12 protein-coding genes are annotated in these 11,842 nt (G+C 51.5%); 3 read left to right on the top strand and 9 right to left on the bottom strand.

Annotated elements, in window-relative coordinates:
- Together WDN10_05155 and WDN10_05150 are read right to left on the bottom strand one after the other, a co-directional pair.
- Positions 1–1,680: an AAA family ATPase gene (locus WDN10_05155; protein MEJ0054075.1), complete on the bottom strand. Its 1,680-nt coding sequence runs from the start codon at positions 1,678–1,680 to the stop codon at positions 1–3.
- 7 nt (positions 1,681–1,687) lie between these two features.
- Entirely contained in the window at positions 1,688–2,689 is a 1,002-nt protein-coding gene (locus WDN10_05150; protein MEJ0054074.1) for a virulence protein RhuM/Fic/DOC family protein, read from the bottom strand.
- A 150-nt stretch (positions 2,690–2,839) separates the two neighbouring features.
- Here WDN10_05150 and WDN10_05145 point away from each other — a divergent pair, with 150 nt between their 5' ends.
- The gene (locus WDN10_05145; protein ID MEJ0054073.1) at positions 2,840–4,156 is read left to right on the top strand and encodes a DNA methyltransferase; all 1,317 of its coding nucleotides are present in this window, start codon (positions 2,840–2,842) and stop codon (positions 4,154–4,156) included.
- Here the strand turns inward: WDN10_05145 and WDN10_05140 are convergent.
- Both WDN10_05140 and WDN10_05135 read right to left on the bottom strand, forming a co-directional pair.
- Complete coding sequence (locus WDN10_05140) at positions 4,153–6,666, bottom strand: hypothetical protein (GenBank protein MEJ0054072.1); 2,514 nt, start codon at positions 6,664–6,666, stop codon at positions 4,153–4,155. The two genes, WDN10_05145 and WDN10_05140, sit on opposite strands and share 4 nt — an antisense overlap.
- Before the next feature lie 5 nt (positions 6,667–6,671).
- Positions 6,672–6,905, bottom strand: a complete 234-nt coding sequence (locus WDN10_05135) for a hypothetical protein (GenBank protein ID MEJ0054071.1) — start codon at positions 6,903–6,905, stop codon at positions 6,672–6,674.
- 170 nt (positions 6,906–7,075) lie between these two features.
- Here WDN10_05135 and WDN10_05130 point away from each other — a divergent pair, with 170 nt between their 5' ends.
- Positions 7,076–7,666: a VTT domain-containing protein gene (locus WDN10_05130; GenBank protein MEJ0054070.1), complete on the top strand. Its 591-nt coding sequence runs from the start codon at positions 7,076–7,078 to the stop codon at positions 7,664–7,666.
- Between the two features lie 143 nt (positions 7,667–7,809).
- Here the strand turns inward: WDN10_05130 and WDN10_05125 are convergent, their stop codons facing one another.
- Positions 7,810–8,508, bottom strand: coding sequence for a thioredoxin domain-containing protein (locus tag WDN10_05125; GenBank protein ID MEJ0054069.1), 699 nt, complete (start codon positions 8,506–8,508; stop codon positions 7,810–7,812).
- Positions 8,509–8,654: 146 nt separating this feature from the next.
- On the opposite strand from WDN10_05125, the gene WDN10_05120 reads away from it, so the two are divergent.
- Entirely contained in the window at positions 8,655–9,350 is a 696-nt protein-coding gene (locus WDN10_05120; GenBank protein MEJ0054068.1) for a hypothetical protein, read from the top strand.
- Positions 9,351–9,708: 358 nt separating this feature from the next.
- Here WDN10_05120 and WDN10_05115 read toward each other — a convergent pair whose 3' ends face one another.
- From WDN10_05115 to WDN10_05100, 4 genes are all read right to left on the bottom strand, one after another.
- Complete coding sequence (locus WDN10_05115) at positions 9,709–10,167, bottom strand: RusA family crossover junction endodeoxyribonuclease (protein MEJ0054067.1); 459 nt, start codon at positions 10,165–10,167, stop codon at positions 9,709–9,711.
- 3 nt (positions 10,168–10,170) lie between these two features.
- Entirely contained in the window at positions 10,171–10,338 is a 168-nt protein-coding gene (locus WDN10_05110; protein MEJ0054066.1) for a hypothetical protein, read from the bottom strand.
- Between the two features lie 65 nt (positions 10,339–10,403).
- Positions 10,404–10,907: a VIT1/CCC1 transporter family protein gene (locus WDN10_05105; GenBank protein ID MEJ0054065.1), complete on the bottom strand. Its 504-nt coding sequence runs from the start codon at positions 10,905–10,907 to the stop codon at positions 10,404–10,406.
- 70 nt (positions 10,908–10,977) lie between these two features.
- Positions 10,978–11,793 carry a hypothetical protein gene (locus WDN10_05100; GenBank protein ID MEJ0054064.1) on the bottom strand — a complete coding sequence of 272 codons (816 nt, stop codon included), beginning with the start codon at positions 11,791–11,793 and terminating at the stop codon, positions 10,978–10,980.
- Between the last annotated feature and the right edge of the window lie 49 nt (positions 11,794–11,842).

The following is an 11,842-nucleotide window of genomic DNA, read 5'->3' as shown; positions in this document are numbered from 1 at the left end:
CTACTTTCGTTCATAGAGAAGCCGCGCGAGACGCAGGTCGTCGTAGCCGTGCTCGCTCCCAAGCCGCGCGAATGCGGGCGCGAGCTTCTCTGCGCCCACGGCCCGGAATACCTCGAAAATATCCGGGAGCGCATCGTGGAGTCTGACCGGGATAATGCGCCGCACGTCTTCCGTATCGAGCTTCCCGCCCTTCACGAGCTTCTCCACGTGGTCCGTGATGGTGCCGAACGTGAGCGCGCGGGCGGCTGCCACTCCCTCGATCGTCTTCCCCGCTTCGATAAGCGCGAGGGTTTCTTCGTACGTGCTTCTCTTTGGTGGTTTGGGCTTCCCCGCTTCCCGCGCCTCAAGCGTGCCGCCCGAGGCCTTGATGAAATTGCGCTCCATAGTCTCACGGCTCCCGTCTTCTTCGAGCGCTGAAAATGCCGCGCCCGCTTCAAGCGAAGCCTCGCGGAATTCCGCATCCCTCGCGGCCACGGCCGGATGTACCCTGAGCGCTTCCTCGCTCCAGCCAAGGAGGTGGAGTCCGTCGAGCGACCGTACACGCGAGAGCGCCACATATCCTTGCCCGTATTCAAATGCCCTCGAGAGGTCCATAGCCGCACTGTCCATACTCATCCCCTGGCTTTTGTGGACCGTGATCGCCCAGGCAAGGCGGAGCGGCACCTGAGTTACTTTCGCCCGTACCTTGCCGTTTTCTTCGACCGCCCAGTCCGCGGGCTCTATGGTGAGTTCGCGGCCGTCTTTCGTCTCGATTATGGGGCTCGCGGAGGCGCCCCAGCCTGTCGAGAAGCCGATCACGGTTCCCAGGGTCCCGTTCACGTATCCCGCGGCCTGGTTATTCTTAGTGCACATCACGATCGCGCCTTCTTTAAGCGTAAGAGTTTCGGGCGAAAGGCAGCCGCGCTTAAGCGCCTCGATGAGGACCGGGGATCCGCTCGACTCCATTTCGTACGTCTTCGCGTTTCCTTTAATGCCCGCGAGCTTGTCGCCGTTGATACGGTCCACGTCCGCATTGTGCGTGAAGAGCCGGGGCGTCTCGTCCCCGAGCTCGTCGCCGTCGGTCTCGCGGGATGTGATCGCCGAAACATGCGACTGGTCCCAGTCTCCCGCGCGTATCGCCGAGAGCACGGCGGTGAACTTCGCGTCGTCCTGCCGGTGCTGTTCGGTGAGATAGCAGATGATCGGGTTGAGCTCCCGCCACGAAGGCGAATCGAAGGCGAAGCTTACTTCCTTTCCCCCCCGGGTCACGGGCGGCAGCTGGAAGAAATCGCCCACGAGAACCACCTGCAGCCCGCCGAACGGCTCCGGCCTTCTGCGCACTTCCCGGCATACCCGGTCCGCCATCCGGAGCACTTCGCCCGATAGCATCGACACCTCGTCGATAATGAGAACATGCGTCTTCGCGATTCTCCGCGCGACGTGCTCCTTGCTTGCGATCCGGTCGAGATCGGCTTCCGACAGCGATTCCGCTATCCCGATGCCGCTCCATGAGTGGATCGTCATTCCCTGGATATGGGTGGCGGCTATCCCGGTCGAAGCCGTGATCGCGGGCTCGATGTCATGGGAACGGAGCCATGCGACATATTCGTTTACGGTGTGGGTCTTGCCGCTCCCAGGCTCGCCCGTGAGAAAGACGTTCGCGCCTGTCTTGAGGATATTGAGCGCTTCGCCTTGCGTCATATACCCGTCATTTCTTTGAGAGCCCGAGAAGCATCGTCACGAGGCCGGTAATGCGTTCTTTCTCCTTCGGATCGCTCTCCGCGACGAGCAGCGTGAGCGCGGTGAGTGCGCTCGGGGTAATGCGTTCCCGGTCCAGTACCTTCGCACGGTCAAGGAACCAGACGAACGCGTATGCGCCCGTGCGTTTATTGCCGCCTGCGAACGGATGGTTTTTCACGATGAAATAAAGAAGGTGCGCCGCCTTCTCCTCGACGCTCGGATAGAGCTCTTTTCCGCCAAACGACTGCAAGACGTTGCCGACGATCCCTTCAAGGGCCTTCACCTCCCGCTCGGCGGCGAAGAGTTCCGACGCTTCGCCGCGCGCGATGAGTTCCGACTTAAGGACCGAGACGCTCCGCATGAGGATGTCGGCGGTAAGCGCGACCTTCTTGCGGGTCGTGCGGACCGGGACGAAGCGCTCGCGATCGTACGCATCGAGCGACAGCCAGGTGTCTGCGAAAAATGCGACAAGCTCAAGGACGCCTGCGTCCCCGATCGCGGCACGGGAGGGCAAAAGCGCCTTGATCTCACCGACCGCGCGTATGAACGCGTCGTAGTTCTTCGCGACGCGGGCGCGGTTGATCGTATAGCCCTCGACGATATGCGAGCGCAGGGTCTTCGTCGCCCACTGGCGGAACGCCGTGGCTGTCTTTGAGTTCACGCGATATCCAACGGAAATGATGGCATCGAGGTTATAATGCTCGACTTGGTACGTCTTGCCGTCCCCGGCAGTATGTGCAAGTTTTGCACGTACTGAACGTTCCTCAAGTTCCTTGTCCTTGAGAATATTCCGGATGTGCTTGGTCACGACGGATCGCTCAACGCCGAAAACCTCTGCAATCTGTGCCTGCGTCGCCCAGACCGTTTCCCTGCTGAAATCGCCGCGCAGCTCGATAGCTCCGCTTTTGGCCTGGTACACGACGACATCGACGGGCATATGTATCTCTGAGTCCTTTTTCCGTTTAGCCATGCAGCCATTATACGCGCGTGGTGATAATTATCGAATAAACCGAAGATACCGCTTGTATGTACTTCGGAATCTGCTGTGGCTCCTCCGGGCCAAAGAACACACGACATGTGCTTGAATCGTCTCCGGCCTGCCCTTATACTACCTCTTAGTATGGCCACTGTTGATATCGAAAACATCCGAAATACTTTTTTAAGCCTGCAACCGCGTGAAGAGTGGTCTTTTCGAGATATTGGTCGCTCACAAACTACTGCCTTTTCCCACGACTATCATCGTTACCCGGCAAAGTTTATTCCGCAAATTGTTCGTAAATTGATTGAAGATTACGCGCCGCATACTACACAAGTCGTTTGTGATCCATTCGGTGGGTGTGGCACGACTTTGGTGGAAGCAAAGTTACTAGGACATCCGAGTATCGGCTTTGATATAAATCCAGTTGCGAAGTTAATCACTCAAACAAAGACCACCGCGATTAAGCCGCGTACACTTGCAAATCATAAAGAGAGATTCTTGGAATACTATGATGCAGCTCCGAGCGTCTCTCGCCCACATCATGCTCGAATTACTTATTGGTTCGATGCGGAAACCGTTATTGAGCTCGATAGAATTTACTTTGCAATAAAGAAAATTAAGAGTCCGCACGTTCGTAGATTTTTCTTGTGCGCTTTCTCACATAACCTGAAAAACTGCTCTCGATGGTTAATGAAAAGTATCAAGCCGACAGTTGACAAAGACAAGATCATACCGGTCCCTAAACAGTCCTTTCTTCGACATCTGGATTCAATGATTAGAAAGAATGATTTATTTTACAACAACCTAGCTGAAGCAAAACGCATCAGCATCCCGACAAAAATGTATCGTCGAGATTCGACCAAAACATTCCCAATTAAATCCGAATCTATCGACTTGATAGTGACTTCTCCGCCTTATGTGACTTCCTATGAGTATGCTGATCTTCATCAGCTTACGTTGCTGTGGTTCGGGGACGATGCTAAACACTTCAAGAAATGGCATCACTTCAGTAATAGTTTCATAGATTTTCGCAGAACTTTTATTGGTACGAGTTCAAAGACCAAAAAGGCCGGCAATTTTAATAGCATCATAGGGGCGAAAATTGTCGACGATCTCATGCTAGTTGAACGCCCGCTTGCTATCGACGTTGCTAATTACTTCCTAGATATGAAAAAAGTCTTCGCCGAGGCTCATCGAATTCTTAAGAAGGGCGGGAAGGCTTGCGTAATTATTGGAAACACAAGTCTTCGGGGTGTAGAAATTCAGAACGCACAGGTGGCGGCAGAACAGATGCAGGCCGCTGGTTTTACGAACGTAGACTTTATTAAGCGGGAAATACCAAATAAAATGATAACTCCGTGGCGTGATACTGAAAGCGGAAAGTTTACTGGAATGGACAATCCTTCAAAAACTCGTGCGTATGAATTTGAATATATAGTCGTAATGGAGAAGAATTAAATGATTTTTCTTATCATTCCGGGAAGGGCCTTCCCAATAGCCTTCATTGCAGAACCTAGAACCCGATCCTTGTCAGGATCATTTTTTAGTTCAAAATAAAGATAGAGGGAATAAATGTAAATATCGGCAATATATTTATTCTCTGCGCTTCCGACTTTATCAAGGCCAACCATTTTCTTTAAATCCTTCAAGGGCTTAGAATCTACGTTCAAATTTACTATTAAGCCTTGTGTCCTGGACGAATCAACACTGGCAATACTATGTTCATCCCAGCCGTGAGTGGGCCAGTCTCTTTCATATACAGGATTTCTCTTTGGTTCGTTAAGCCTGGAACTCTCCTCGGGAGAGACGATCTCGATGGGTATAGAGATATCAAACGTATGATTTGAAGTATCGCTAATTACTACTTTAGCATCCGGTAGTTTCCCCAACTTTTCAGTAGCGGCATAAAAGGTAATTTCGAGAACGCCATCATTTAAACGGGACTTTTTTAAACGCAGATCATCACGATCTTCAAATTCAAACAATCCAGGATCATCCTCTCTGGAGAAATAATCATTTGCAACGTCTGTAGCAAAACTAAACTTTTTGTTTGTTTTCGATGGAATCTTCAGCGTTTTCTTCAATGGCTTAAAGTACGTTGGGAAATATGAACCTTCATAAGGCGGTGTTTCAATTACGTTAAATGTAACGATTTGTTCAAACTTTTTTACTTTTTCAGAATCCAGCAGAGTGAAAGTAATCTTATCCTGATCGCCAACGCTGGCATGTTCCCTGCAATCCACGCGCAAAGACACAATACCTTTATTCATACTACGAACCACCACATCAAGGATGGTTGAATCTTTGGACCAATCAATATAATAGCGGCTCTTTTTTCTAGTAAAGAGTTTATCTTCTGCCTCGGTCTTAAAAGATATAAGGGCGTAAGAAGATTTATCAACCTCTTTTGGTTGACTCCCTACAAGCTCAAACATTTTTGGATGTTCCTCGCCAATGTACTTCTCCTTATTCTCCTCTTTCCCCTTCGGGATCTTGATTTCTTCACCAATACCCAGTAACTCCTTGAGTTCCGGATCATCGACGATGGCCTTCTCAATGAGCTTATCGAGTTCCTTATTATCCTCATTGGAATTGATCAAGCTTTTTTCTTGGTATTCTCTATCCCACTTCTCAAAGACTTCATTCTCAAAGAACTTTTTTAGGCGATCTTTTAAGATGTGATAATCCTCGGTTCGAGCCAATTCTTCTCTTCCAGAGTGAAAGATATTTACCAACTCAACTGGAATATCAGACATATCGATATAACAGAGGAGATAGGGGGCCAGAGCGGGAAGCTGACAATCTGTTCGCACAAAAGATTCGGTCTCATATCCCAAAGCCAAACCGTTTTCCAGGTAGAATATTTTCTGATTTAATTCTTTATAGGATTTTACTCCTTCCGCATCGCTTATATGCTTCAAGCGAATGCAGCGGATATTGCGAGTTCCGATCTCTCCTAAACCTGCAGGAAGGGTAATATCATCGCTGATAATATTTTTATTATCCTCAATTCGCCTTAGTAAGCCTGCAATTGTATATTTAGTGTCTCCTTTCCATCCTCTCTTATCTTGCAGAAAGATAGGGAGTGGCGGTTTCTGTAACTTTTGATCAAAATCGAAGGCCAGTGAATGAAACCCGAAAGTGATATTTGATGGATTATCCAAGTAGTAATCGTACATACGGATAAGTGACCCATCGATAAAGTCCAGTTCCAGACCATCAATTTTTATTGGTTTATCGTACGGGAAAGAAAAGGTGTTTTCATCCTTGTCTGTGCAGTATTCGTAATAAGGAACTCTGTTTTTAAAACTTTTCCTTACCAACGTAAATCCCCACGGATTTTCTTTACCTTTATCGGCAATACTCTCCGCGCGCCGGGACAGGACAAGCTGGTAGCACTTAGCTTTGCTACCTGCAAAACGTATAGCGGCTGACCCTCCTTGATGGTATTTACCAAAAACAAAATTTATTTTCTCCTTTATGCTCTCGCTCAAGCCAACGATTGTATCCTGAATTCTATTGGGAGTTTGTCCTTCGCCTCGATCAATAACAGTAATTGTTGGCCTCTTTTTATCACCCTCAGCCAAAACCATGAGATGCTGTCTTGCCCATGCGCTTCGATTTTTATTTATTTCTTCTTCGCTTCCAAAATATTTTGTAATTGCTTCAGAAAGAGTCTTGGGTAATCGTTTGTCTTCGCTATTAGGTGCCACCCCTTCGACTTCATAGCATCGCCTCATTAGGAGAGCATCTGTTGAATTGGTGATTTTTTCTACCAACGCATTACTTGAGCTTTTCATTTGTCCCTCGATCTGTGGGGCATTCAGCTCACGTCTTCCATAAGGAATCCATCTGCAATTTTCTGGTTTAAAAAAGACTTCGTTTTCGATTAAAGACGCTATCTCTTCTGAAGAAACTGCGCTGAGTAGTTTCGAAAAGACTTCTCTATTTTTTAGAGGCCGCGACATAGTTTCTATAATTTAAAATCACGCTGCTTTGGAAAATGAAACTTAGCCTTTACTTCCTTAAGTTTGCGTTCAATTTCAAAAAAGATTTTATCTATATCTTCCTCGTCGTATTCATAGACATGACGATTGGAACAATTTCCAAGTATTTTAAGCCGACTGAGTACTCCGTTGGTACGAAGCGTTGCTAAACGCTTAAATCTATCCCTAGATGACTCTCCTTTAATCTTTTCCTTGTTCATATTTAAAGTGTACTATCTCCTTATAAGGAATGCAAACGCTTATAAGGGACTAGTTCTGTTCAACGGAAAGAGAATCTACTAAAACTAGAAAATTTCAAACAGGTATGAATGAGGTGTTTGTAAAGAACGTTAGAATGATATACCAGTGATATCAAGGTAATATAAAAACAATGCATCTCTCGTTCCTTATCCACCACATGCTCGAGGCGGGGGCGCACAGCGGGTACCTGCCCCTCTTTATCGCCCTCGGCAGCATGCTCCTCGAGGACGTATCGGTCGTCTTTGCGGGGGTGATGGCCGCGGACCGCTATATCTCCCCGCTCGTCGCGGTGCCCGCCGTAATCTTTGGTGTCGCGGTCACGGACTTCCTCTTCTACGGCATCGGAAGCTATGCCAGGACCCATCCCTGGCTCCAGAGCTTCGTCGAGCACGAGCGCGCTGCCCCTTTCAAGAACTGGATCCACGACGAACTCCTGACGACCGTGCTTACGGCCCGCTTCCTTCCGGGTTTCCGGCTTCCGATATTCCTCGCCTGCGGATTCTTCGGGGTGCCGTGGAAGCGGTTCGCGCCGATCGTCTTCATTTCGGACGTGCTGTGGTCGGTGGTGCTGTTCACGATCGCCTACCTCTTCGGCTTCTTCACCTTCGGCTGGCTCGGAGTTTTCCGCTGGCCTATCGTGCTTCTCGTCGCGGGAATCGCCTTCTTCATAGGCCACGCGAGATTCAAGAAACTTAAGGCGGTTCCGGAAGAAACGGTATAGCAAAAGAGCGGCAGCCGAGGCTGCTGCTCTTTTTGCTGGTTATTCTCCGAATAATTTCATGGGTTTTGAGGGATACACCCTGACTCGTGTCAGCAATTCGCAAGCGGCGACTTGTGAAAGGTTGGAAGTCGATCCCTTTTCCGTTATTTCAGCTCCGCGTCGATGAGCGGCCTGAAGTTCGCGTACGGATACGCGCCCGGAAGGAGGGTCTTGCCGATGATAAAGGCAGGCGTGCCCGAGATGCCGAGCTTCGCCGCCTCCGCCTTGTTGGCGTCGATCTCGGCCTGGTAGGCCGGGGCGTTAGCCTTCACGTCCGCGGCGATCTTTGCGGCATCAAGGCCCGCGACGGTCGCATTCATCTTGTCGATCGATGCCGCGTCGCCAAATCCCTGGTCGTCCTCCGCGTCCTGCGCGGCGAACATGGCGTTCCTCCAGGCGAAGTACTGGGCCGGATAAAGGTGCCAGACCGAGCGGGCATACATGTCGGCGGTATCGGAGTCGGCACCGAGGAACGGATACGCCTTGAAGACGACCTTGACCTTCCCCGCGTCGACATAGTCCTTGATGATCTGGAGCAGTGTCTGCTCCTCGAACTGCTTGCAGTACGGGCACTGGTAGTCGGACCACTCGGCGATGGTGACGGGCGCGTTCGCGTCGCCGATGAACGGCTCGTTTTCAATATTCACGTCTTTGATGTTTACGGCTGCCGCCTGCGGCTGGCCATTGGTAGTGGTGCCCGCTCCGGTTCCATTGTAAAAGACCGCAAGCGCGATCAGCCCGCCTGCGAGGACGACGGCGATCGGCGTTAGGTATTTAAGGAAGTCATTGTCTTCGGTATGCATACGTATCGGTTACTTCTATGCCCTTAGGATAGCATTCTCGCCGACCGTGCGCTCATCTCTCCTGCGGATTGCAAAAGAGGATGGATTGTGTTTTAGTTCCGTCGGGTGACCCTGCCACGGTGGCAGCCCATTAGGGAGAACAATCCATGACAACCATAGCGAGTTCGAAGGAAATGATCCTTCACTTCATCAATCGCGGCACTCGCGATCCTGCGTTCGCCCCGATCCACTTGTCCGCAAAGCTAGAGTCTGTCAGCAGCTCGTCGGTGCGGACCGATTTGGTGCGCGACGGCGAAAGCCTGTGGACGGGCAGCACCTATCATGGCGAGATGAAGGGGAATAAGGAAAGCTATCCGATCATCGACCTTTCCGAGTTTCCGTGGACTTTCCCGGAGCAAGTTCCTTTTCAGCACGTGCGCAACGGCCAGGTTCTTGACGAGATGCAGAAGCAGCTAAATGAAGCACTGGCTGCACTTCCCTTCCAAATGGGGCCGGTCGACGCCGATGGCGTGCCGTGGAAAGACGCGCTTTTTGCGGCAGACAGAGTAGTACAGCCGCGTCCCACAGCGTACTTCCGCCTCTTCCGTGCCGACAGCACACCGGAATGGATTACCGGCCTCGACGGGCTGCGCATGAGCGGTTCGTGGAAAGTGTTCCTCCCCAACCCGTCGCCAGAACGGGCTCTCATCGAACGCATCATCGGTTTTGAGGACGCTGTGGAATTGGTTGGGAGAACGAGGGAGGCGATGGCAGGCGGCGTCCTTCCACTCGAACAGCGACAGGGAGTAATCGAGGAGCGCCGTCGCCAACTTGAGGAAGAAATCGCGCATCTGACCGCATGATCTACGACGAGTATCGAAACTGATCAGGGCGTCCATCTATCCGATGGACGCCCGTCTTATAAACAAATAGCGACATTTCGAATCTCCTTGGAATTAAGAGCAGGTGGAAATGTCGCCGGGCGGTCGTCTGTGGGAAGCGAAACCAGTCGCCATGGCAGACTCCTATGCTTGGCGAAAGACATCGGAACGCGCGGACTGCCCACGCAGGTAGAAACGGCCCGAGTTAGCACGCATCCGTTCGCTGACCCTGCATAACAGCGAAAGCGAAGGTGGCAGTTGGGAAGACGACATTGGAGCATGGTCGTCTCCGACTCAGGTTCTTTTTCTCAAGAAGTATCTCGAATCGGAATATTGTGTCTTACCTGCCTATCTTCGACAGATGCCTGTATAACAATCGCTCGGTCTTCTCGTCCAACACTTTGATACTGAACTGAAAGTAGCTCTCCGGCTTGTGCTTTAAAAATATCTTGTCGGCCAGTAAGACCTTAACCTGCTTATCATCCTCATATACTACCTCTTTCAATGCATCCAGAATGGTTTTCACTCTGTTGTCCAAGTCAAGATTCTCATATTCATGGCTGGAATTAAGTCCGCATATAATCGATACAAATACTTTATTCTTCGTAGGGAATAGAGAGATTCCTTTGAGTTCACTTCTCATTTTCGCCTTTAGTTCGTTCTCAAATGCATGGGTTCTCGGTTTAACCGTTTCGACGATCTTCCCGTTCGCATCGAGCACATAAGAAACGGCCTTGGCCGGAACCAAGGCATTTCCTTCGATATGAACAATCTCGGGTTTCAATGCCCGTAGGCGCATATCCTATCTTCCCTTTCTCATAAAACTCACACGAACGGGCGCGGGTATGTCCTTATGTCCCTTGAAGGTCACCAATTGCCCATTTTTTGTTTGGAAACGAATTACCGCAGGCTTTGAAATAATCTTTGTAGCGGTGAAATTGACCCTTTGTCTTTTTTCATTAACTGCCATATGCACTTACTATACTGCGAACGAAAATTAATTTCAACGCAAGCACCATTAATGAGGCCGGGGCCTTATACCCTGAAGAAATGAGATACGAGAACGCCGATAGCGATCGCGAAGCCTCCAAGAAGCGCCATGCGAAGCCCCCGGCTTATCATCCCCGTACCCGCGAGCTTCCCTCCCGCAACTCCAAGAAGAAAGAGCGCGAGGATCGAAGCGGCGACCGATACCCAGATGGCGCTCTGGTCGGCAAGGAGGATGTACGGGATAAGCGGAATGAACCCGGCAATCACAAACGAGACGAGCATCACGAACGCGCCGAAGATGGAGCTTCCGAGCGCCGACTTCTTATTACCCGCATACTCCTGCGCGCCTTCTTCCGACAGGAAACTCCCCACCGCCATCGAGAACCCTTCGACGAACACATAGACGAGGCCCGTGAGAAGGACGATGGAACGCGGCGTCGCGCCAAGCGTAATGCCGGAGAGGAGCCCCACGGTCGAGACCAGGCTGTCTTCGACGCCGAATATCACGTTTCGAAGGAAAAGGGCCCGGGCCGCTTTGGAGGAAGTCATAGAGGCAGTGTACCACTATGAAAACAACACGGCGCCAAAGGCGCCGTGTTGTTTTATGAACTTCGGGGATTTAGTAGCCGCTTGCCGCACTGCCGCTCGCGCTTGCGTCAACATCCGCACTTACCTCCGTGTCATGCGCCGCTTTCATCGCGCGGCGGAGCTGGTCGAAGAGTTTGGCCTGTGTCGTCGCAGAGAGCATTGCCGACGCTCCGCTTCCGGAAAGCGTCGCGGTCGCATCAGCCTTGACTTGCGCTTCTATGTCATCGGACGCGGTCGACATAAGGAAGCCGTACCACGGGTACGAGACTTTCACGCTCCCGTCGGCGTTCGCCTGCGCGCGGGCCGTAACCCACAGCGGGATGAAGCCGAAGAGATGAGCCCGTTCCTTATAGCTTACGGCCACGTGATCGCCCGAAAACTCCACGCCTTCGAGATCGGTGTCGCCCTTAAGCGTAGCCGCCGCGTAGGTTGAGAGGCTCTGGCGGTCGCTGACCATCCCTGAGCTACCAACCTCCGCGCCTGCCGACAGCATGCTGTCGGCGTTCGCGCGGGTGACGTTCAGGATGCCGAGACCGGCTTGTACGCCGCCGTCTGCGGAAACCGAGCCCTGCATTCCGCTGCCTGTGTCGATAGTACCGCTCCCGGTCGTCGTGCCGCGGGCTCCCGGCTGCACGACAGCCTGCGAAGTCGTTACCTGCACGTCCGCCTTAACGGGTGTGACGATATCGGTGCTTGCTCCTGCCGATGAATCGGAAGAAACGCTTACGGCGCTTCCTGCGGCCGTGCTTCCGGAAGCGTCAACGTCAATGGTTGCCGCTGCTGCCGGAGTTACAGCGAGAAGCGCGAGCGCGAGGGCCAGCGCCGGAGAACTGAGGTATTTGGTCATGTTGGTGTAGAAGTAAGAGTTAGGTCCGGTAATCTATACGCACTCGCGC

The organism is bacterium, assembly GCA_037200965.1.
Taxonomy (GTDB): domain Bacteria; phylum Patescibacteriota; class Minisyncoccia; order Phycocordibacterales; family Phycocordibacteraceae; genus C7867-001.
The sequence above is the reverse complement of the archived record's forward strand: the minus strand, read 5'-3'. Positions and strand labels throughout refer to the sequence as shown.